At 52.4% G+C, this 22,372-nt stretch carries 21 protein-coding genes and 1 tRNA gene; 3 read left to right on the top strand and 19 right to left on the bottom strand.

Annotated elements, in window-relative coordinates:
* Nucleotides 1-287 precede the first annotated feature (287 nt).
* From ABIE29_RS13910 to ABIE29_RS13825, 18 genes are all read right to left on the bottom strand, one after another.
* On the bottom strand, nucleotides 288-1,784 hold the full coding sequence (locus tag ABIE29_RS13910) for an FKBP-type peptidyl-prolyl cis-trans isomerase N-terminal domain-containing protein (RefSeq protein ID WP_429619349.1): 1,497 nt from the start codon (nucleotides 1,782-1,784) through the stop codon (nucleotides 288-290).
* Nucleotides 1,781-2,194 (bottom strand): hypothetical protein, encoded by a 414-nt coding sequence (locus ABIE29_RS13905; RefSeq protein WP_390901399.1) that lies wholly within the window; start codon nucleotides 2,192-2,194, stop codon nucleotides 1,781-1,783. The genes ABIE29_RS13910 and ABIE29_RS13905 overlap by 4 nt, the downstream gene beginning before the upstream one ends.
* Nucleotides 2,191-2,793 (bottom strand): helix-turn-helix domain-containing protein, encoded by a 603-nt coding sequence (locus tag ABIE29_RS13900; protein ID WP_261461524.1) that lies wholly within the window; start codon nucleotides 2,791-2,793, stop codon nucleotides 2,191-2,193. Before ABIE29_RS13900 ends, ABIE29_RS13905 begins: the two co-directional genes overlap by 4 nt.
* A complete protein-coding gene (locus ABIE29_RS13895) occupies nucleotides 2,790-4,469 on the bottom strand; it encodes a Wzy polymerase domain-containing protein (protein ID WP_429619449.1) in 1,680 nt (559 codons plus the stop codon). Before ABIE29_RS13895 ends, ABIE29_RS13900 begins: the two co-directional genes overlap by 4 nt.
* 598 nt (nucleotides 4,470-5,067) lie before the next feature.
* Nucleotides 5,068-6,009 carry a fimbrial protein gene (locus ABIE29_RS13890; RefSeq protein ID WP_429619348.1) on the bottom strand — a complete coding sequence of 314 codons (942 nt, stop codon included), beginning with the start codon at nucleotides 6,007-6,009 and terminating at the stop codon, nucleotides 5,068-5,070.
* Nucleotides 6,010-6,077: 68 nt separating this feature from the next.
* Complete coding sequence (locus tag ABIE29_RS13885) at nucleotides 6,078-8,549, bottom strand: fimbria/pilus outer membrane usher protein (RefSeq protein ID WP_429619347.1); 2,472 nt, start codon at nucleotides 8,547-8,549, stop codon at nucleotides 6,078-6,080.
* Between the two features lie 168 nt (nucleotides 8,550-8,717).
* Complete coding sequence (locus ABIE29_RS13880; RefSeq protein ID WP_390901398.1) at nucleotides 8,718-9,401, bottom strand: fimbrial biogenesis chaperone; 684 nt, start codon at nucleotides 9,399-9,401, stop codon at nucleotides 8,718-8,720.
* A gap of 145 nt (nucleotides 9,402-9,546) precedes the next feature.
* Complete coding sequence (locus ABIE29_RS13875) at nucleotides 9,547-10,074, bottom strand: fimbrial protein (RefSeq protein ID WP_261461521.1); 528 nt, start codon at nucleotides 10,072-10,074, stop codon at nucleotides 9,547-9,549.
* A 384-nt stretch (nucleotides 10,075-10,458) separates the two neighbouring features.
* Nucleotides 10,459-11,271, bottom strand: a complete 813-nt coding sequence (locus ABIE29_RS13870; protein WP_429619346.1) for a PapG chaperone-binding domain-containing protein — start codon at nucleotides 11,269-11,271, stop codon at nucleotides 10,459-10,461.
* A gap of 260 nt (nucleotides 11,272-11,531) precedes the next feature.
* A complete protein-coding gene (locus ABIE29_RS13865; RefSeq protein WP_261461519.1) occupies nucleotides 11,532-12,530 on the bottom strand; it encodes a reverse transcriptase domain-containing protein in 999 nt (332 codons plus the stop codon).
* 17 nt (nucleotides 12,531-12,547) lie between these two features.
* Nucleotides 12,548-13,111: a fimbrial protein gene (locus ABIE29_RS13860; RefSeq protein ID WP_261147605.1), complete on the bottom strand. Its 564-nt coding sequence runs from the start codon at nucleotides 13,109-13,111 to the stop codon at nucleotides 12,548-12,550.
* Nucleotides 13,112-13,121: 10 nt separating this feature from the next.
* Nucleotides 13,122-13,622, bottom strand: coding sequence for a fimbrial protein (locus tag ABIE29_RS13855; protein ID WP_261282485.1), 501 nt, complete (start codon nucleotides 13,620-13,622; stop codon nucleotides 13,122-13,124).
* A gap of 12 nt (nucleotides 13,623-13,634) precedes the next feature.
* Nucleotides 13,635-14,138, bottom strand: coding sequence for a fimbrial protein (locus tag ABIE29_RS13850; RefSeq protein ID WP_261461518.1), 504 nt, complete (start codon nucleotides 14,136-14,138; stop codon nucleotides 13,635-13,637).
* A gap of 13 nt (nucleotides 14,139-14,151) precedes the next feature.
* Nucleotides 14,152-14,811 (bottom strand): fimbrial protein, encoded by a 660-nt coding sequence (locus ABIE29_RS13845; protein WP_261457494.1) that lies wholly within the window; start codon nucleotides 14,809-14,811, stop codon nucleotides 14,152-14,154.
* A gap of 52 nt (nucleotides 14,812-14,863) precedes the next feature.
* Nucleotides 14,864-15,649 (bottom strand): fimbria/pilus periplasmic chaperone, encoded by a 786-nt coding sequence (locus ABIE29_RS13840; protein ID WP_429619345.1) that lies wholly within the window; start codon nucleotides 15,647-15,649, stop codon nucleotides 14,864-14,866.
* 75 nt (nucleotides 15,650-15,724) lie between these two features.
* On the bottom strand, nucleotides 15,725-18,298 hold the full coding sequence (locus tag ABIE29_RS13835; RefSeq protein WP_429619344.1) for an outer membrane usher protein: 2,574 nt from the start codon (nucleotides 18,296-18,298) through the stop codon (nucleotides 15,725-15,727).
* 53 nt (nucleotides 18,299-18,351) lie between these two features.
* On the bottom strand, nucleotides 18,352-18,894 hold the full coding sequence (locus ABIE29_RS13830; RefSeq protein ID WP_429619343.1) for a fimbrial protein: 543 nt from the start codon (nucleotides 18,892-18,894) through the stop codon (nucleotides 18,352-18,354).
* Between the two features lie 90 nt (nucleotides 18,895-18,984).
* Complete coding sequence (locus ABIE29_RS13825; protein WP_429619342.1) at nucleotides 18,985-19,521, bottom strand: fimbrial protein; 537 nt, start codon at nucleotides 19,519-19,521, stop codon at nucleotides 18,985-18,987.
* A 378-nt stretch (nucleotides 19,522-19,899) separates the two neighbouring features.
* Here ABIE29_RS13825 and ABIE29_RS13820 point away from each other — a divergent pair, with 378 nt between their 5' ends.
* From ABIE29_RS13820 to ABIE29_RS13810, 3 genes are all read left to right on the top strand, one after another.
* Complete coding sequence (locus ABIE29_RS13820; protein ID WP_429619341.1) at nucleotides 19,900-20,637, top strand: winged helix-turn-helix domain-containing protein; 738 nt, start codon at nucleotides 19,900-19,902, stop codon at nucleotides 20,635-20,637.
* Between the two features lies 1 nt (nucleotide 20,638).
* Complete coding sequence (locus ABIE29_RS13815; RefSeq protein ID WP_429619340.1) at nucleotides 20,639-21,115, top strand: hypothetical protein; 477 nt, start codon at nucleotides 20,639-20,641, stop codon at nucleotides 21,113-21,115.
* 549 nt (nucleotides 21,116-21,664) lie between these two features.
* Nucleotides 21,665-22,012 carry a glycosyl transferase family 1 gene (locus ABIE29_RS13810; RefSeq protein ID WP_024484222.1) on the top strand — a complete coding sequence of 116 codons (348 nt, stop codon included), beginning with the start codon at nucleotides 21,665-21,667 and terminating at the stop codon, nucleotides 22,010-22,012.
* Nucleotides 22,013-22,294: 282 nt separating this feature from the next.
* On the opposite strand, the gene ABIE29_RS13805 is transcribed toward ABIE29_RS13810, so the two are convergent.
* A tRNA-Pro gene (locus tag ABIE29_RS13805) sits at nucleotides 22,295-22,371 on the bottom strand.
* Between the last annotated feature and the right edge of the window lies 1 nt (nucleotide 22,372).

The following is a 22,372-nucleotide window of genomic DNA, read 5'->3' as shown; positions in this document are numbered from 1 at the left end:
TGAATATCTGAGCGGTTATTTTTGTGATCCCGGTAAAAGACAGGAGGAAATGCTGGGGCACTACCCGAAAGAGTGAGCTGGGTGGAGGGGTTGTACGTGGGGGATTGACCAGCAGGTTATCCCCCCTCAAACGCCACTAGGCTTGCTGGCATACAGCAGCGTAGTGCAGGGCGAGAGCTAACTGACCAGCGCCTTCGTATTCAAGCGCTGGGCTTCGGTGAACGTTGAATTTATCAAAGGGTTATCAAGTTCATGGTATTCACTCAAAAACATAAACTGCGGCCTGTTTACAAATCCTTTGGTGCCTTGATGCCGTCAATTCTTAACTCATAGACCATGGTCGCATTGGGCGGCACTTTCGGCGGATAACCGACCTCACCATATGCCTGTTCCGGTGCCACCACCATCGTCAGCGTCCCATGGTTACGCAGATAGCCCATCGCCTCCCGGAACAATGGAGGATAAGCCGTTAACGGCTGAGACAGTACGTTACCGTCCAGTTCCATATCCTTGATGACCGTGCCGTCTGTCAGTGATTCTTTAACCACCACCTCAACAATCGCGTCTTCTGCAATCGGCGTATCGCCAACGTAATTCACCTGATACCAGAACCCTGAGGGTGACTGTTTTACCCCCTTCTTTTTCTTGAAGCTGGCAACAAAGGCTTCCCCTTTCTTCTGCTGGGACGCCGATGCCTTTTCCCTAGCCTGATTCACTACGGTTTCAGACTCGGTCAGGGCTTGACTCAGCACATCGGTTGTCAGTTGATACTGGCCAGAAAAGGCATCGATCACACCTGCCAGCACGGTATGGCGATCGGCCTGTACGCCCCAACCCTGGCGCTCTTGCAACATTTCAATAATATCACGCCCTAGCGCACTACCAGCCGCATAGGCCTGACGTCTCTCAGGTTTTTTCAGGTTTTCCGGCTTGATTAACCATTTGGCCCGCTCTCGTAATCCTGCCACATCTTCCTGTAAGCGCAGCATTTCCTGATCCTGTTTGCTCAAACGGGCGTCTGCGGTGCTTACTTGCTGCTGCACAGCGGCATACTGCGTCTGCAACGCTTGCTTTTCCGTGCGTAAGGTCGCCAGCTCGATGGCATTATGCTCAATAGTATCAAGCTGTGCGTTTTGCTCCGTCTGCAACTTATCGCGTTGCGCTTGCAGTTCAGCCAGTTTATCTTCCAGGCCACCAAGCTGAACTTTCAGGGCCTGCATCTGCGCTTGGTTGTGCGTCAGTTTGGTTCTGTCATGCTCAGCCTGTTGTCGGGCTTCCTTTATCAGTTCGGCCCTTCGTTTGGCATCCGGCGAACCACTCGCGGCGTCTCGTAGCTGGCCGATCAACTGCTGCAGCGGGGTAAAATCTACCGGACTCAAGGCGACACGCTTTTCCTGCAACGCCTTCTGGTTCGCTTTGGCCTCCTTCAGGGCTTGCTTCAACGCAGCCAGCCTCTTCTCCTGGTCGCGCAGGGTGACCTGCTGCGAGCTTAGTTGAGCCTCACGCTGCTTTAGCGCGCGACGCAATGTCGGACTATCTCCCTCGCGTTTAGCGGGCAGGACTGATCCTGTAGCGGGGCGAGCCTGTTGCCCCCCCTCCTTACGGGAAGGCCGATCGCCGCTCGGGACTTTCCCCCCCGGTGGTTGACTGTGGTACTGCTCAGCAAACTGCAGCAACGCAGGGATCCCCTCATCTGCCCGCACCGTACTCACCATCCATAACAACGGTAACAACGTAGCCAAGCGGCGGAGGCGATGCTGTCCCTCAAGCCGATAAAACCTCATTTAGTCCGCTCTCCCCGATCCAGCAGCCCCTTCAGGGTCGCCTGAGAGATGTCGCTACACAGGCGGTTGACCCTATACCGGTACAACGCGTCTACGGTATCCTGGGTCTCATCATTCACCCGGGAACGCAGGCCAGCATACTGCGCTGCGCCACTCATCAAGCCGCCAAACTCCTGCCGATAGGTGTCGTATTGGGCCGGAGTTACCCCTTTCAGTGCGTCAAGTTCCTTCTGGCACTGTGCCAAACGCTCGGCCTCTTTCTGTGCAGGCGTCTTTTCTATTTCCTTGGCAATGTCTTGCTTCACCTCGGGAAGCGGCCGTTTTTTCCCCTCACAGCCGCTCAACAATACAATGCCGCCAAGCAAGCACATTAGTAGGACGGTGTGTTTTCCAGATTGCGTTTTCGTCACGATACAACTCCCTTCTTAAATTCCAGACCGCCATTGCGCAGCCAGTGATACAATTCACTGTTGCGCCTGAAGCCTAATTTGCGCATTGCTGCGGTTTTATGGGCACTGACGGTCTTCAGGTGGATCGTCAGCTTTCTCGCTATCTGATGGCTAGGTAGCTCAGCCGCAATAGCCTGCAACACTTCCTGCTCTCGTGGAGTGAGCGCAACGGAGCAACGCGTGCATTGCGGGGCGGGGGATAGAGGAGTTTCAAACATGTTCTCTATCAGTTGGCTTACCGCGTTGGGGCGTTCGTGGCGGTTAATAACCCCCTGCCCTCTCTGGCAAGGATAATGTAGGGGGCGTTTCCTTCCCGACACCTCCCGAATCACGAGAGTTCTTGGCTGTTCTTGGCCATCGTCCCCCTGGATACAGTGGGTCAGTAACGGCCAGCCTGGCCGCTCGGCTTGAATAATCAGATCGCGGGGTTCCCCCTGAAGCATGGACACAAAGCTGACCGTTTGCCCCTTGGCCAAAAAATGCCCCTGTAAGATGAGCTGTATCCCCAAGGCAAAAAAACGGTTGCTGTCTTGAATGGCGATAACCAGGTGTGATTTCACTGTATCTCCTTGTTTTCGGCTACCGAGGCAGCTGGCAGGTTATTTTTCGTCTGAAAACGCGCATCGGTTGGGAACAAGCGCATGGCATCCTGGCGGAATTGCTCTGCCTGCATGACATGCCCCTGATGCTGCAATATCTGAATCAGGTTGGCGTAAACGTTCTTATCAATACGCCGCCCAAGGTAGGCTTTGGCCCATTGCCGGTAGTTTTCCAGCAGGCGTTCGTCCCGGGTGTCGTTATAAGTCAGCAAGGCATTAACCTGTTCATCAAACACCACCCGCTCCTGATGCAACCAACGGGACGGCGCTGGCATCTCTTCTAATGGCTTCACGTCCGCCATGCCGAATCGCTCGACCTCGGCGAGTGCCAGGTTGCCCTTGAGCGCAAATCCCATCACTACCGCCACGGCCAGTGCCAACAGCGCCATGCCCCCCGCCACCATCACGCCTGTTTTTGCAGGCAATACTTGGCGTTGCTGCACACCGCCACTGAGCCGATCCGCCATGGCGAGCAGCAACAGCAACACCACAAAATGCAGTGCCGACAGGTAGAACGGGTATTCCAACTGGGTATGAATGGCGATGGGTAGCAGGGCGATACACAGCGCCGTGGGCAGGCCGGCCATCCGTCGCCCGGTGGCAAACGCCAGTCGATCATAATGAATGGCCTGATGTATCACGCGTAAACCGGCAGCGAGTATCAGCACCACCCCCACCAACCCGACCACACCCCCTTCGGCGACCCACAGCAGGATCTCGTTATGGGGATGACGGGTAATTTCCGTCACCAGGGTTGGCGGCGTCTGGTTGATACGAAAATGCTGGAAACTGTACTCAAATCCCCCGTATCCCCAGCCCAGGAAGGGTTTCTCCACAATCATCGCCAAGGTGTCGCGCAGCATGGTCCAGCGTGCGTGGTTGCTGCCCACGTGACTTATCGGCTCTCCCGCCACGTCTGCAAACCACCCCACACCCAGCACCACACCAGACAGCATCGCGCCGCAGGCCACCTTACTGCGTGCTGGAAAGGCTCGCCCAAAACGCCAGAGGAACAGCAACGCCACTACGCCCCCCCCTACCCAGCCCGCGCGGGACTGAATCCATATCAGCAACGCTGCCAACCCGCCCAGAACCAGAGCAAGACCGGTCAGCCGACAACGCTCGTGCCAGACTCGCCCAAGGGCAAACCCCGGCAGCAGTAACAACATCAGCACCAATGCCTGGCCGGTAGCGATAAAGCTCGCCAAGACATTAGGCTGTCGGAAAGTGCCATAGACACGCTGGCCATACAGCGGCACCCAGGCCAACGCGGGAACAAACAGTTGCAACAGCGCCAGTAGCGCCTGCACAGCAACCAGTAGCAGCACGATTGCCAACACTTTATGCAGGGTACGGTGGGTAAAACGTATTTGCAGACAGGAAAAATAAACTACTATGCCAGCCAGTAAGCCCAAAATGCGCCAACTGGCTTCCGCCGCCCAATTATCCTGGGTGTATAACAATGGAATGATTAATACCCCAACGCCTAACAGTAATAAACGCCAAGCAGCAGTAACAATAACGCCCCTGCGCGATAAAAGTCGCAACCAGACCACCAATAAAAATAAAGCGGTAGCAGCAATAATGGCGGTGTTAATAGATAACCCAAAACCACGTGAACCGCCGGACATCAACATATTAACCACACAAATTCCCGCGTAAAAATTGATTGTTAGCTATAATTTCGACATTGACAGAGGACATCATAATTTTTCAGCCTCATGCAGAGAAACCTTTTAAAATACAATCCCACACACGTCATTTTTAGTGGATACAACACCCACATGTTTTATCGTCATCACTCTGAACCTGCCGCTTTCGTTCCTGTGGCAAGGCCAGCGAAAAACAAGCAACCTCGAGCTTCCTGATGGATACAAGCCTACCACAAAGACAAAAAACAGATATTTAAACCATAAGATTTCAATTAATTAGATTTTTATTCCAGAAAAAGAGATCTTATGAATTTATAACTCAAAAAAACAGAGATTGGTAAACATTGCCAGATTTAAATTCCTTACCTATAAATTAAGAAAACCGTTAACATATTAACTCGAACGAAAGATACCGATAAAAAGCCATTTCCCACACTTCATGAGTATCGATGCCTTACATCTTCAACAGGGTGATTAAACATCCACCAAAATCAAAAGAGCCTCTATTGGCATAGATTTTTGGTTAGACGAGTTAAACATGGTCATTTAGACCATTTCAAAATCAACCATCAGAAATATAATGTTAGTTATAAGTAACGGTAAAATTCGCCGTGCCGTTAGCTTGGCCACCGGTAATAGTATTTTGGGTCTGATAATAACTCGCTTCCAAAGGAATATTATAAACACCACTATTCAATGCAGTTCCTACCTGAAGAGGCTTACCCAAAGTTACAGCCGTATTTTTATGTTGAATTAATATCCCTACACCATTGGCCACACTACCCGGTGTTGAGGCATTGATGGCAATAACCCCCGGTGTCTTTGAACTGTCTGGCTCAGCATCAATGGTAATATTAATTCTGGTATTTCCATCACAGTTCAGTGGGATATTAAACGATTTTTTCGTTGATGAACTGCCCACGCCTGAAAATTCGCTTTTATGCACGTCACCCAGAGGGACATTGATAGCCGTATTCGTAACAGCACATGCCAGAACACTCATACTCCCACCATTTATAGCAATATTGTTATTGTAAGAAATACCATTTGACGCCCCTAAACAAACATAATAAAGCTTGAGTAGTTGCCCTTCTAGCTTTCCGGTCGATATCGCACCCGTTTTGACTAAGTAGTACGCGGTATTTTTATCAATCGTGCCAGTAAACTTGCCGTCTCTAAAATCAACATCTATCCCATCCCCGCCAGACATGGCATCAAAGGCAATGCCAACGCCGTTAATATTTGTATTAAAAACACGAAGTCCATTATAAACCAGCGCATTTACCCCGTAGGCAGGTTCACGAGCCTGAATGTAAAACCCCCCACCGGTATTTTCACTGACATTCACAGACGTACTCATCATGCCCGAGTATAAAAGAGCGCCAACAGGAGCATCTCTTTGCGCCTGAACATCACTAATAGAAGCCAATGGAACCTGCGATATTGTAGAATTGCATTCCGCCATTAATTTAGCGCTACCACTCATTGCTATCATAGCCAGTACTATTAAATTTACTCTGTTCATTTCAATGTGCCCTTGAAAGCCGCCCCGACGGGCGGATTTTTTCGTTATTCAGACCCAGTGGTTTGCGGTTATTGGCATACACCACGAACCAAACGCACAGCGCTCTCGGCAGTGGCTTCCGGCAAAGCGAACGCCACCTTGCACTGTTGATTGGCGGCATTGCCCCATTTAACCTGCAGTTGCCCCTTCTCTGGCACACCACTCAGGTACAGTTGTCCGTCCGATCCCACGATACCGCTGTTTTCCATTTCGCCTTTGTTCTGCACCAGCGATGCGATGGCCCCAAATGGCACGGACTTACCCTGGTGATTGAGCGTCATCAGCACACGACTACCCACTCGGGTTTTGAAGTCGGCCAGTACCAGTGCGCCATGGGTCGGTATGACCGACTGGATGTTAGTATCAATGTCGACATCCTCCGCCAGGGTCTCGGTATCTAGCGCAATACGGTTCTTGCGGTAGGGGCTGACGTACGGCACCACCGCGTACCCACGCCAGTCGGTGCGTATGCCAGTGTTGTTTTGCACCGTAGCTCCCCTGACACCCGGTGCCCGCACCAGTACCAGCGTCTCACCTTGCTGTTGTGATAGCGTCACGCCGTACGGGTGCACCACAATCCCGCCCTGTAGGCCATAGTTAATCTGATGTGAATCGTCGGTGTAGTTGTACCCACCCTGCAGCTCGCCATAGGTCCCCTTATAATTGGCATTGGCGTTACCACTCGCGCCGGTTCCCCGGTTCCCATAGCTTTGCTGGATGTTATAGCTCAGGTTGTTGTCCGCCAGCGCAGTACCACTCAAGCCTACCTGTTGGGTAGTGTTGCCACGCTTGCTGGTATTGACGCTATAGCTTGCCCAGTTGTTCGGCAGCCACTTACTCAGCGGTACCTGCATGTTAAACGCGAACTGCTGGTCATTGGCACTGTGGCCTGGAGCCTGACTGTAGGTGTAGTTCACCCCGTAAGTGATAGCGTTATGACTTAGGTTGTAGCCAGCACTCAGGTTGCGTTCATACCCGGCTCCCCCCCAGTAGTCCTGTTGGTAGGCCGAAACATAGAGGTTGCCGTAGTCCTGCAGCGACTGGTTCACGTTCACCTGCGCCTTGCTACGCTTGTTGTAGCTCTGACGCCAGGCGTTACCATAACTTCCCAATTCATTGGCTTCCTGGAAGTCGTAGAAACCACGGGTCGAATAGCGGTAGCCAGCCAGCGTAAAAGTGGTGTGGGTAGCTTCCACATCCTTGGCATACTGGAACCGGTAAGATTGCCCCGTGTGGCTGCTGTTGTCTCGTAACTGCGTATTGGCCTGGGTGATGTCAATCGACAGGGAGCCCAACGCGCCAAACCCATGACCGAAACCCAGCACTTGCGAATGGTAGCGCTCGGCCACCAGCAGGCCGCCGTAGACCGTCGAGTCATGGGGCAGACCGTAAATCAACGTGCCCTGACCAAAGATAGGCGCCAGCGCGGCATCGTTCAGGGTGCGGTACTCCCCGGCCGTGACGGCATACTTCATGCGACCTTCACGCAACATCACCGGGACAGCGGAGAACGGCTGGACAAAGCGCCGCTCGGTCCCATTGGCTTCGGTAATGCTCACCTCCAGATCACCGCTGGACGCTGTCGGATATAAGTCGGTAATGGCAAAAGCACCGGGCGCAACATAGGCCTGATAAATGATGTAACCGTTCTGGCGTACCGTCACCTGCGCGTTACTTTGAGCAATACCGCGCACCACCGGGGCAAAGCCTTTCAGGCTGTCCGGGTACATGTTGTCGTCCGACACCAACTGCACCCCACGAAACTGCACACTGCCGAACACATCGCCCGGTGAGGCGCTATCACCAAGCATCAGCTGTCCTTTCAGCGCCTGAACATCGCGCTGCAGGTAAGTGTTAACGTTATCCCTGTGTTTCTGGCCATTGCTGTCGCTATAAGTCGAATAGTTGCGCAACCGCCAGGCCCCGAAGTTCAGGCCAGTGCGCAGGTTCAGATAGTAGCTATCTTCCGTACCAGGCCGGTTACGTCGCCAAGTATTGGCGCCAATAAAGCTGTAGTTTAGCAATGCCGCTGGCAGGCCCTGATCCCACAACGCCGGGTCGACATAGCCACGCGCTTCACTGGACAGTGCCGCCTGGGGGATGCTCAGGTTCAGGCGTTGTTGGGCAAAGTCAAACTGGCTGCCAGCCTGAGGGATATACCTCCCCAGATCAGTAACCGGTTGCTCCGCCGGTAGCTGTTGCAACGGAGGAAACGCAGCCAGCTTGACACCTATATTCCCGAGATAAGAGGCGGTCAGTTGCGGCTGCAGTTTGCCGTTAACCTCCACAAAGGTCACGTCCCGGGTATCGACCAGACTGTCATTGAGGTAGATGTCCACCAAGTAGGTACCGGGCATCTGCCCACCGTCCACGGCAAACTGCCCGAGATCCAACGTGGATTGGGCATCTGACGTCAATTCCAGGGAGGCCGGGTTAAAATAATCCCGCGCCTGAGACGGCAGAGGCACCGTGGCAACCTCAAGGGCCAACAGCAAGGACATCAGGGTGACCCGTCGGGTCCTTACCCTCTGATTACCCGCAAAAACAGATGAGGGGCACAGGGTCAGATAACGATGCTGTTTTTCCATAACAAAGGTTCTCTCGCTGTCACTCTGGGTCATGTGTCATGCCATTATTGTTATCAGGTGAGGCATACGCCGAAGCTCGCGTTACAACGGCTTGCTTTCTGCCGGGGTTATCCCCCCGAAGTCATTGATAGCTTGCCAACTGACCGCTCCTGCAGCCCCGGCTGGCAAGCTCCAGCTCAACGTGCCTTGCGGTGCGACAGTGCCAGCCTCTTTTATCTCCTGGCTGCCAACCTTCACGCTGTAAAACGCGACATGGTAAGGAGTCGGATTGGTCACCCGCAGCTGGTTACCCTGCCGGCTAAAAGACAGCGTTTTGTAAGCTTCTGCCGCGTTACCGGGCAGCCCGGCCGGGCGATACATCAGTTTGATGCGCGTTTTTACCGAAATTTGTAAGGTGTTTTTATCGGTCTTCTCGGACGCCGGGATGGACTTGATATTCAGCCAGTACAACGATTCTTTATCGTCCGGTAACTGCCCACCGGCACGCACGATACGCAGGACGTTTTCCTGGCCCACATCCAGGCGGAACAACGGCGGCGTGATAATAAACGGTGCCTTGCCGCTGTCGGTGGCATTGGCGTTTTCCACCCAGGACTGAATGAGGTACGGTACTGCTTTATCCGGATTACGCACGGAGAGTGAGGCCTCACGTTTGGCACTGTCATAAATGACCCTAGTACCGCCGATAACAACACCGGCCAGGGTTTGCTGGGCACTGCCGAGCAGGGCGATCGCCAGGCAAAGGGATTTGAACCATGGAAACACGTCAGTGTCCTCCGCATTTATCGATAAGGCAGGGGGTAATTGGTGTCATGATGACACCAACCCACACAGCGGCATCCCTGCCGGGCTGCAGACATGAGCAGCCGTCTCCCTGTGATGAGGAGCGGCGGGAACCCCCGCCGACAGATCAGTTGTAAGAGATGGTGAAATCACTTACCGCGTTGGCGTTACCGGCCGTCACTTCATCAGCAGTGGACACGTATTTCGCTATAAAGTTGAAAGTGGTGTCGGCGGTGGCTGACAGCTGTTTAGGGGCAGATGCGGTACTCACCGGGATCAGCGTAGAACCGTCTTCTTCATAGATACCTACGCCCACACCGGTAGCTACATCTTCACCCGCGGTCAGCATCAGCAGGCTACTGTTAGCAGCATCAGTCGGGCCGTCAAACTTCACAGAGGCACCTTTAACCGCGGCAGGGCAAGAGGTCAGCGTCACACCAAACTTGGTTGAGCTTGCAACCGCACCTGCGCCCGCTAGGCCTGCGCTGTTTACCGTACCCAGAGACACAGACTGCTTGGCACTGGTTGGGGTAATCGTACAGGCAGCGTCAGTGATGTTGCCGGTGAAGTTAATCGTACCGTCTGCCGCGTGGGCAACAGAAGCCAAGACAGTGCCGGACAGAATGGCAATGGCAATTAGTTTTTTGTTTATCATGATATTGTTCCTTTATTTACTGTGGATATATATAAGCCGTTAGCCCCCCCCGACATTAGGAGACGGTGAGTTATTCGCAACGACGACGATATTGACCTCCATACAAAGCACATCCAGATAAGTGGGCATTAAAGAGGCTAGTCAAACCCAATAGTTTATTACTGGGTTTTATTTTCACCCTTATAAATTAAAGGGCAAAAATAAAATCCAACATATCAGCTAGAAACATTTCCATCCAAGCATAGGGCCACCTTCAATAAAACACCCCTTGTGATAATTAAAAATGTGCAACAATGATAGGCATCACCTAGTTTCGATGATGCTTATCGTTGAGCGGAGCAGTAAATAGCCATGCTATTTTTATTAAACGGTCTCAGCACCCTGTTATATAATCGTTGTAACAAGGGTAATTGAACCGGAATAGGAACCAGCGGCAATGTTCCCTGCCCCCCGCAACATAGATTCAACGGATATAGAGGCACTGTTATTGGCCTTCACCGTTATGCCAGGATCGGCAGCAACACCATTAAGGGTCACAAAGGAACGCAGCCCTCCTGGCCCGTTAAGAGCCACACCATCGGCAGGCTGATAAGCATTCGCTTTTATGCGAACCGTCGCAGATTTGCTGCACGTTAGTGATAGATTGGTGCGACTGACGTTCCCATCGGTAATCGCACTATCTATAACGCCATGATTGAGTTCGCCATTACTTAGACTACAGCTTACAGGGGGTTCGATTGGACCAACCGGGGGCTCACCCACATCAGGGTTGCTATTGCACCCAGCAGGCGAGTCTTGCACGCCCAGGCCCGGAGGTGGAAACGTTATGAGAGTAAGGCAAAACTTGGACGCTTCACGGGCGCGTATACCGGTATCACCCAAGAGCTTAGGACCCCGAATATAAGCGTTTAATTGTTCGAGGGTGGTATTTGGGGGAAGTGTGTCGAATGTTTTATTTCCGTCCGGGAACACGTCCACAGCAAAAACGCACGTTGCGGGACACGGTGTTTTAGCTCCTTTATTGATCACGCTGATATTGTGGGATATTAGGTAAGCGTTGCCATTACGTATTTCCCATTTGATTTCCCCTTCAGTCATCCACGCAACGCTGTACGAGGGTGCGGAGTGGAATAAAAGGAAAAACCAGACGAGAAGCAGCGATATGGGATGCAGGGATTTACGTACAAAAACATTCATAATATTACCTGTTAGACATGAACACGTGTGGGATTAACACATCTACGCCACCCCAGCGGTGGATACGTCCGCCACTGATGCAGACGTCCCGTACGCCTATAGCGTATAGGGCGCGCGGGCAAAAGCCACACAACGACCAAAGATCTGTCGGTTGTACGGTCGACGCTCAGACATCCAACACGGACGCTCAGACGATGGACGGTGGTGTCACTTATACACGCGTGCAGCGTGGTTATTACACCGGCCGTAGGATTGTTTGACTACAAAGGCAAGCCCCGCATGTTCAGTAAGTGGTGGTTTGCCCAATTCATCCACCGGGCCTCATATTCACGCACCCGTATCTCGGTCTCTGCTTTCGACAGTTTCCGCCTACGAGCTTGCTCGTAAAGCCGCGCAATACGTTCCCGATGGTTCTCTGTTGCTCTCGGGGCTATTCTGGGCCCCAGCGGGGAATACCATAATCCCAGCCAGTCAAAGCCATGTTCAATTTTCCCCAGTTGCGTTTTATCCGGGTGTGTTTCAAAACCACCCAAATCAAAAAATTCATGCAGCGATTTAACCGCCTTGCGTAAATGCCAACGCGTTTTAGTGAAGAAAATAAAGTCATCCATATACCGGGCATAAAATATCTCCTCGCGCGCCGCAAAATAACTGTCAACATGTCGCAATAAACTGCCGCCAATAAGCGGGCTCAGTGCACTGCCACGACAAATACCTTTTTCCGGCGTAACTATCTCGCCACCATCCTCAAAGCTGTAATGAAGCCATTGCAGGCACAGGTCTCTGCAGACTGCATCGTCGATATGCCATTTCAGTTGCCCTGCCACCTGATGCTTTAAAATATGCCGGTAATAGCCCCGGATATCCGTGCGGTAGACATAACGCCATTCACCACTGGACCAGGCCGAGGATACGCATTGTGTCGACCCGCTGACGCCACCGTGTCCTTTCAGGTGATGGCAACGCGCATGCCTAGGCAATACGCCTTCAACCTGCATTGCCACCCATTTCAGCACCAGCGCATCATGGGCCGACCATTGCACCCAGTGCCGACTACGGCGATGAAATACCGCCATGGGTGAGAGCCGATACTCTCCGGCCAGTACCCCGTTAAACCACCGCGCTTTCCGCTGTGGCCAGTTGAAACGCAGGTCCCACACATCGGCATTCGGCGGTGCATGTTGCCGTCTCTGGCATAACCAACGGTATGCATTCTCCCAGTCCAGCGCCGCGCTTTCTTCTCTCTCCTTGTCTGTCACTTCCTGTTTGACTGCTCTTACTCATATTCCAGATTGAAGGTCGCGACCGCACTGAACGGCCCGCGTTCGATACTGTGGTTCCTGATGGCGTCCGGCTCGCCCTGCACATAGGCTTTCAACGCAATAATGTTGCTCCCTTCCTGCAGCAGGAGTTTATCGCCCGCCTTATTGAGCGGCAGCGGTTTAGCCTGCGCTGTCTCCAACCCTATCGCTATCCCCATGGCCTCACTGCTACCGTCGATGGCCAGCAGTCCCGGCAAGGCACTGTTTTCGGTGCCGGTAAAGGTCACGCTCACCGTCTTACCCAGCGTCAGGTCACATTCCTCCAGGTGTATCTCGAACGACTGTCCCAGAGTGCGCGTGTTCAGGTACAGGTACTTGTCAATGACCGTGCCAAAATCAAGCGTGATCTCTTCATCGCCCGGCGGCACCACACAGGGCTCAGCGACCAAGGCGCCGTACAAACGCACATTCTTTTCCCCAGCAGCCAACACGGGGCCCGCCGTCAGCGCGGTAAGCAAGGGAACAAGCCCCACCACCCTAACTGCACGGTCAAAATAACGGCCTGTCTTGCGTTTCATATTGGGCTCCTTATTGGTAGTCGGCACGCAGCGTTGCCCAGGCCTCAAATGCCCCTTCCGTCAAGGTGGCCCCCGCATTCTTCACCGGCACCGCTTCCAGCCGTGGCGGATTGGCCTGGTCTATCTTCAGTGTGCTGTTCGGCGTAAACGGCTGGTCGTTCTGATACACCCGGATGCCCAGGTTAGCCTTATCCGTCAGCAGCGCCTCATTGTCGAACCCTGCCGCACCGCCGCTCAAACTCAGCGTCAGTGCCCAGCTGCCACTGGCGGCCTCCGCGCAGGTTATCTGGTAGTTCATCATCTGGCGGTAGTTCTCTCCGTCCACCTTGTTGATACCCACCCGGTCGCCGAAGTCTACCTCCACCCGATTACCGTCATTGATGGTGCAGGGTGGGGGCTCGATCAACGTGCCGTGAAACGTCATGCCTGCCTCACCGTCCTTTGCCTGTGCCTGGGCGATGCCCCCCATCAGGCCACAGGTCAGCAACAGGACTCTTATCATTATGCTCATGCTCTGCTCCCGTTACTGGTAATCCACTTTCATTGTCGCACCCGCAGTGAATTCGCCACCCGCCAGGGCAACCCCGTTCTGTTTGACCGGAACGGCCCACAGTTCCGGTTGATTGGGGTAGGTGAATTTCAGCCAACTGTTGATTGCCAGTTTATTGCTGCCCTGTTGCAGCTTGATACCCAGCCCCGTCTTGCTGGTTTTCAGCGCCGTGCCATCAAAGCTCGCCCCATTCCCCTGCACCTGCAGTTTCATCGCATTGGAAGAGGCTCCTGTGCACGACAGCGTGTAATTTACCGGCATCTTATAGTTGCCACCGTCCACTCGGGTGGTCATCACGTCGCCAAACTCCACTTCAATCGGTCGGTCATCATTGATAGTGCACGGCGGCGGTACCACCACGGTCACCTTGACCGTGAGCGTGGCTGACGCCGCTGCCAATGCTAGCATCGGCAGCGAGGCCAGTAAGCCGGCCAGCGTTCGCCAGGCATGTCGATGCAGTGTTATGGTTCCCTTCATCGTCCCGACCACCTCAGTCATAACTCAGGTTAAAATCCACCACAGCCCGGTAACTGCCCGCCACCAGAGCGGCTGGCGTACGTTCAGGGGTGACGGTATAGCTCAGGCTGTCTTGCCCCGGCGTCAGTAGCAGCGGTTTGCCCCGGCTGCCCAACCGCACATCCTGACCCTGGCCGTTTTCCAGTCGCAACCCCAGGCCAGAGACGCCCAGCGCCTGCACCAGCTGCGGGTTGTCCGCATCACGCGGCGCAGTAAAACTCACCGTCACCGCCGGTTGATTGTCCGCCCAGGTCAGGCCGCCGGTACGCACGTCCCGGCTGCCCGCCGCGCTGCGCAGGCAATCCGCCAGGCGCAGTTCGAACCGTATCGGTTCACCCTGGGCACCAATGGCCTGCAGACGTCCCGTGCCGGTTTCACCCAGCGCGATATCCTGGTAAGCGCTGGTCATCTCCAGCCGACAGGCGCTCTCCGTCAACGCGCCATGAACGTACAATGTGCCGTTAGCACCTTCAACATTCCAATTGTCCACCGCCGCCTGTGCCGGTGGCAGCAGCCACACTATCGCGCCCAGCGTCAGCGGGGCCATCAGCGCCAACCCGCCCAACGTGCCGTAATATCTTAATTCGGCTGACCAACGCTGCCGGTGCGCGCACCGCGTGTGTGTCATATTCATGCCCTTTCTCCCTTCGCTTCGCAGGTGTCCGCCACCGTCAGATATTGCTCAACTACGCCTTCTTCTCCGGCATCACCGTACAGGTGCTGCCGTTGCAACTGAAACTCAGCTGCGGTCGGCCGCCGTAGTCATTGATATAGGTCAGCACCGGGCTGTTACCGACACTAGCCGCACTCACCGTCAGCGGCAGGCTGCCTTTCGGCGGCACCATCATCGGTTCAAAATCTTTTACCCCGGCCCCGTCTTTTTTGCTGCTGGCGTCCACAATGGTGACGTAATACGGCGTCGGGTTGTTGACCTGATACTTGTCGCCTTGCTTGCTTAAGGTCAGTTGCTCCTGCGGTGGCGATGCGTTCTTGTCTATCTCAATGGATGCAGGACGGTAGAACAGCTTGATCCGCGTCTGCAGCGCAATCTGCAGAGTGTTCGCCTTGGTGCTCTTCGGCGGGATTTCCCGCAGGTTGAAGTAGTACACCGTCTCACGGTCTTGTTTGAGCAGTTTCGCCGCCGGCAGCGCCTGGACTTTCACCTGGCTCGGTTTACCCGGCTCGATGCGTTGCACTGGCGGCAGCACCGTGAGTGGACTCTGGATTTTGTTACCTTGCTCATCTTCAATCCAGCCCTGCGCCAGATAGGGCAGCTGCTTGTTCTGGTTGCTGACGTTCAGGCTCACTGACTTCTGGCTGCCGTCAAAGATAACCCGCGTACGGTCCAGGGCAATCGCCGCCTGAACCTGCTGGGCAGCCATTGCACTCAACAGAGCGACATTCAGCAATGCCGCTATTCGCGTGCCACGCGGTGAAGGGTTGTTCGTTTTCAACATAGTGTTCTGCATCATTTCTTTCCCGGCCTTTGGGCCTCTGAATGTGGTTGATTAAAACCGTATGCCTTTCTCGTCATTCAGCGGCGAAGGCTATGCCGCCACGTCGTCGGATGACACCGCAGTCGGTTTATCACCGGTAGGCGCTTGCACGCTCACCGGATGGCACGGCAGCAGCAAGGTATTCATTAGCATGTCCGCCGGCAGTGGCGTTGGCATGCGCACTTCGCACTGGGCGCCGCCGTTCCACTGCACCGTCATTGTTTCATCCGCTTTAATGCCGCTCAGATAGACACTACCGCCGTCATTAACAATGCCGGTTTCTTGTTTACGGGCATTGATTACCGTGGCACCAAACGGTGGCTCACTGCCATCGGCCAGCTTAATCACCGCCATCGCCTTCTCACCGGCAATCACATCAAATTGGCGGTAACCAATGGCCCCTTCCGTCAGCGTGGCCTGCACCACCGATTTGGTGGCTTCCGCGTTATCCCCCAACTGGTTCAGGTCGATGCTGGCCCTATTGCGGTAGTAGCTGTTCACATCGCCGATCACCGCCTTGCCCCAGACGTTGGTCCGGCTGGTGCTGCCATAACCACGTACCGGTACATCCGGCACCCCTTTGGTGTCAATCAGCATCCGTGTACCGCCCGGCATCCCGGCGCGGTGCACGGCACCGCCCTCGGCGGTCATCGTCATCCCGCCCTGCATCGACATACCGAAGGCGCTGTAGCTATCCTGCTGATAACTGGCATTGGCACTAATGCGGGCAATATCTCCCTCATGGTTGTAATAGCCACTCAGGTTGACCCCGCTGCGCGAGCTGCCAGCACTGAGCTGATAGTTATTGTGCTCATCTACCCGGTCGAAGTACCCCACGCGGTGGGTGGTATCATTACGGTTCACCGTGGTGTTGTAGCTGACCGTTGAATTACTGCCCCACGGCAGCGACAGCGACAGGTAAGCGCCGTCGTCTTTGGTGCCGTTATAGGCATTGCGGTATGCCGATAACGACAAACTCAGGTTTTTAAACCGTCCCATGTCGAAATAACGCGACATCGTCAGGTTATAACGGTCATTGGCCGGGCGATCCCAGTAGGTCTCATGGCTGTAATTGATGTAGCTGCTCAGCCCCCAGTCACGGAAGTGTTTGTTAAAGGTAATGGTGTACATCTCCTTGCCACTACCTGTGCGAGTGCCGTAATAACGCGCGTCCAGATACTCGCTCATGCTCATAAAGTTCTGCTCAGAGAAGCGGTAGCCGGCAAAGGTTACCTGGCTATCGTACTCATCGAAGTTCTTCGAATAGCTCAGGCGGTATGAGCCGCCGCTGAGCGTGCCGCTTTCCTGTGGCAATCGCGCCCGCGACTGGGTAGCGTCGATAGACAACGCCCCTAATGCCATTAAGTCACGACCGATACCCACCGACAGTGCGTTATAATCCCCACCTGCTAGTGCGCCGCCATACAATGACCAACCGTTACTCACCCCCCAGGAGAACTCCCCGGTACCAAACAGCGGGCCGCGTGAACGATGTTGCCAGTCCGAAGGTCTACCCGTTGCCAGCTTGAAGCGCACCGCCCCCGGGCGCGTCAGATACGGGATGCTGGCGGTGTTCACCGTGAACGTCTGTACGCTGCCGTCCTGTTCTTCTACCCGCACCTCCAGCTCACCGCTGACCGCATCGTTAATGTCTTGAATACGGAACGGCCCCGAGGCGACCGTCGTCTCATGCAGTACCCGCCCCTGTTGACTGATCACCACCTTGGCGTTGGTCTTCGCTACGCCGACCACTTCCGGGGCGTAGCCGCGCAGATTCGGCGGCAGCATATTGTCATCCGACACCAGGCTCACCCCGCTAAAACGGAAGCTGTCGAACATGCCGGAGTCCAGGTAGTTCTCCCCCATCGTCAGCTTCGAGCGTAATGCCGGAATGGCGCGGTAGGCGTAATAACGGCTCCACTCCAACTGCTTGTCCGTTGGTCGCCCCGATCCGGTCTGATGGTTAATGTTGGCCTGCCAGTCTGCCCGCAAACGCCAGGCCCCCAGGTTGGCACCGGCGGTACCGTTGCCGCTCAGGCTGTAGCTGCTCGTCCCTTGCTTCAACTGCTTTTGCGTCCGCGTATTGAGGTTGTAATCCAGTAACAGCCCTGGGATCCCTTCATCCCAGCGCGACGGCGGATCCCAATTCTCTGCGGTGTATTCCAGGGAGGCCTGCGGGATACTCAGGTACAGGGCGTTGGTGGCCAGATCGCCCCGTACTTCCATCCCCTGTACGCTGCCTTCATCCAGACATTCGCCGTCATGCCACCAGGCCGCTCCCTTGAGCACGCCTTCCTTGAACCCCAGTTCATTCGCTAGAGCCTGGTTGATACAGGCTCGGCTGCCGTTGGGTTCGCCCTCCGGCACATAAAACACTATCTGCTGCTCCGGCAGGTCATTCTTGTTAATATGCACCGCCATGCCGTAAGTACCTGGCATGATATAGCCACCACGGGAGAACTGGCTCAAATCGATATTTTGCCGATCGTTCACATCCAGCACGTCGGTATTAAATTGAATTTCCTCGGCAGCAAACACCACCATTGATGGTGTGCCCAGCGCCAGGGAAATACACAGCCCCAAGACTTGCAGACGGACCAACTTCCCAGCAGGTGACAATCCCATATCCCTAACCTTTTTATTAATGCCTTCTGATTACAGCGATGTATTTACGGCGTTTAGAAGTAATCCAATTTAAAACGAATGGATGAAAAATAACTCCCGACTTTTAATGCATGATTATTCGCCACCAGCTTCATGGTGTAATTAAGCCGCATGGTGCCAGGCGTAATGTTCCCCAATGGCAAAGGGTTGCCCGGGATGGCAAGGCTGCCACCAGGCTCATTAATTTGCAGGGCCACACCGGAGGCTTCCCCTCGCACGCCAAATAATGCTCCCTCGCTATCACCATCAAAGGTCGCCTGGAAATGTTTCCAATCGGGGCGTTTAATATCATCACGTTCCAACTCACAATTCACCAATTCAATGGCAAAGGATTTACTGTGACCCTGTCCATCGCGAATAATATCCGCCAAAGGGACAACGCCCAGATCAATAGTCTGATCACGACTCTCTACGGCTATCGCACAGGCCGTATCAATAATGGCTCCTTGCATATTGACCCTCCCCCACCCCTGAGCGGTGCTTGCCGCCTGAAGAGAAAATGGAATCATGAAAAATATGAAAGAAAACACTATCGCAATATTATGGATGCCCAGCATGGGTATGATCCCTATTCCACTTCACGCCCAGGAAAAGCATGCGGATTGCTCCGCATGCAGAACACGTCATTCCAACTAGAGGGTCAATACTTACTGGTAAGCCAACGTGAAGTCGGCAACCGCCTGGAATTCACCTTCGGTTACGGCAGCAGACGCACCATCACCCTGCATATAAGCCGCAAAGTTCAAGGTGTTATTACCATTTTGCAACTGTTGAGCCTTGGTTGCCTGACCCAGCTCGATAACCTTACCTGAGCCATCAGTGATCGCGACGCTGGCGCCTTTCGCCGTACCGGTAATCCCCAGCAGGCCATTACCCGCCACAGATTCCATACCGGTGAAAGTCACGGAGACTTTATTTTTATCCTTTTCACCCACTTCACAATTATCCAAATCGATGGAGAAATTACGCGGGGTAGATTGACCACCATCTTTCAGTGCCACCTTAGAAATCTGGCCCAATGAAATCGTCTGATCGATAGTCTCAGGGCTAATAGAGCATGGCGCATCGATAATAGAACCGGTAAAGGTCACTTTACCGTGTCCCTGGTCTTTCACCGCAGCGTGCGCCACAGAAGATACACCCAAAGCGATTACCGCTACCATCATGATTTTGTTCAGTTTCATGCAGAAAAATCCTTAAAATTAAAATCCCATATACTTCTGTCCTAATGGATACAAAATTCGATCCACGCGTTTTATCGTCAGCCCCCTAAAACCACTTCTTTCGTGTCTTTGGAAAGGCCTGTAGCCTCAAGCCTGTCGATGTGGATAAATCTACCATAAAAACAAAAATTAGATATTTGTGTTATTAAATTACCATTAAACAGATTTTTGTTCCGTAAGATAAGATTTTTACAGGGTTAGGATGCAAGAAATCAAAGGTTAACAAATATCGCTAGATTTAAATCTTTCACCTGTTAATGAGGAAAATTCTTAATAGTTTGACTAGCGTGAAAGATACCTATAAAAAGCCTCTTCTTACACACTTCATGAGTATCTCTTATGCTTTACATCATCAACAAAGTGATCAAGTATTCACCGGAATCAAAAGAGTTATCCTTGGTTCAAGAGGAGCAAAACTCATTGGTTTTGTCTAATCAAGCCTCACGCTTATTAATGGAATTGATAAAAAACATAGGTAATGACTTAAGCCGTGATTATTTACTCAAGCATATTTGGGAGGATTATGGGTTAACCCCATCAAACAACAACCTTTACAGCGCGGTGAGCGAACTAAGGAAAGCCATAGCCAGCCTTGGCATCACAGAAAAAGTGATCGTCACCATCCCGAAGGTCGGATTCAAGTTCAATTGCAGTGTTGACTTTTTACCAAAAGAAATCAATGCCACAAAAGAACAGAGCAGGGATAAAAAACCGATATCCAAAAAAGACAAACAGTTGGTCAGTTTCTTTTTCGCATTCTGCATAACCGCAGTTGCGATTTCTTACTACTTCCTGTTAGGACCTAAGGATATACATATAAAAAAAGTCAGCCCTTCATTTATAGAGGAGTTTGATAAATGTAGTATTTACTCATTAGACCATCCATCATTACAATTTAAAGATAAAATAATGAAAAACATTATTGAACAAACAAATTTTAAGGAGGAGTGTAAAACTAAAAGCTACAACATCTATTACAGTGAGCTAAACTCAATCGAGGATTATGTATTTATTGGCGCATGCCTTAAATTACATGATAACAGAAATACAAAATGTCTCAGCATCAGGCATGAATAAAATGAATAAAATGAATAAAAACGCAATCTTAATTTCAGTAGTCATACTAACCATAGCAATTTCAGCTTATAGTTACGAGAGGAAAACCAAAGCTAAAGAATTACTCTTTACGTGTAATTACAGTATGCAATTACATTTAAAAGCGAAAAGCACAAAAATAATTCAAAGAGTTAACGTTTTCTTATACGATGATAATTCAGGATTTCAAAGTGCTTTTGGAAAATTGGAGGTGGAGGGTAAAAAATACACTATCGATAATGATAACTTTTTCATTTATAATAAAACAGACAACAATGGAACCTATACTGTTGAGTATAATAAAACAGTGAAAAAATACGATGACAACACACCGGATAATTCATGGGGTGATCTTAGAAATAGAAACTCGACATATTACATGACGTTCCAGAAACTCAATGACGATGTTTTTCTAATAAAAGAGCGAGGGCTGCCAATGTTTATTTGCACCAATGATTAATCCATCCCCGCCTCCTACAAATCCCTGGACGGCGGGGATAGATCGCTGGCGTTCGCCATTGGATTTTGGCAACGGTATTTCTGAAACCGCGGAGCTAAATTTGTAGGAGTCGAGTTGTACCGACGCGCAGCATGGTGAGTCCAGTGAGGGAATGTCTGCAGTTTCAAACTCCAGACGTAAAAAAACCTGCGACAAAAAGCAGGTCAGATTGCTGACTAACCCCACTTTGTCAGGTGGGGTTATTCTTTTTTAGCGACCGTAGGTCGCGATTTTCTCGTTGCTAGCCCCGACTTTGCGAGAGAACTCGCACCATCAAACTAGCCCTCTTGCCAGGCTCTGCTGGCCCTAACACTATTGATACCTAGCTAGATATGGACAACATCTTTGTCATATTCCCAAGTGTTGTTATTTTGAACAACAGGAGGGAGATGAAATTGCCTTCTCAACTCATCTTTCAAGACAGGATCGCACTGACGGAAACCGAGTTTGTACAGATGGTTATTGGCGCAGTTTCTTCGATGAGGTTGCGCAGCTAAGAGGAGACTAAAGTTGAATACAGTCACCATCCGAGTCGCTTCTCTTGAGGAAGCGCAACGCTCTATGGAAGCCGCCTTGGAAGGCGATAAACAGTACCAGGGGAGTTACATTACTTTTCTGGATTGGGATTCGTTATGGAAGACACTCTCGCCCAAAAAAATGCATATCTTGCACTGCATGACCGGGGCCGGGGAACTCTCAATCAGAGAGGTCGCTCGTCGCGTTGAGCGGGATGTTAAAGCTGTGCATACGGATCTTCAGGCGTTGTTGGCTTGTGGCATCGTTGATAAGGGTACAGCCGGGGTGATATTCCCCTACGACCAAATCCATTTCGATTTTGTCATTGGCAAGGCAGCCTAAAAAACTACTGACAAATCTCCACCGCCTCCCCATGTAGGGGCGCTGCATGCTGCGCCCGCTCTCATCCTCATAAACACCAGACGTAAAAAAGCGGGCTTTCTTGAATGTGGTCGGCGAGAGAGGATTCACTCGTATCGTCCATGATACTCGCCCCTACGGGGTATCGCTGGCGCGATATGCAAATCTGTTCCCGACAGATTTGTCGACCTCCTTCTGAGGTTCTCATCCTCATAAACTCCAGACGTAAAAAAGCCCGCTTAAAAAAGCGGGCTTTCTTGAATGTGGTCGGCGAGAGAGGATTCGAACCTCCGACCCACTGGTCCCAAACCAGTTGCGCTACCAAGCTGCGCTACTCGCCGA

Origin of the sequence: Serratia sp. 2723 (genome assembly GCF_050434425.1) — a bacterium.
In the GTDB taxonomy this organism is placed as follows: Bacteria; Pseudomonadota; Gammaproteobacteria; order Enterobacterales; family Enterobacteriaceae; genus Chania.
This window is presented reverse-complemented; position numbering and strand designations above follow the sequence as displayed.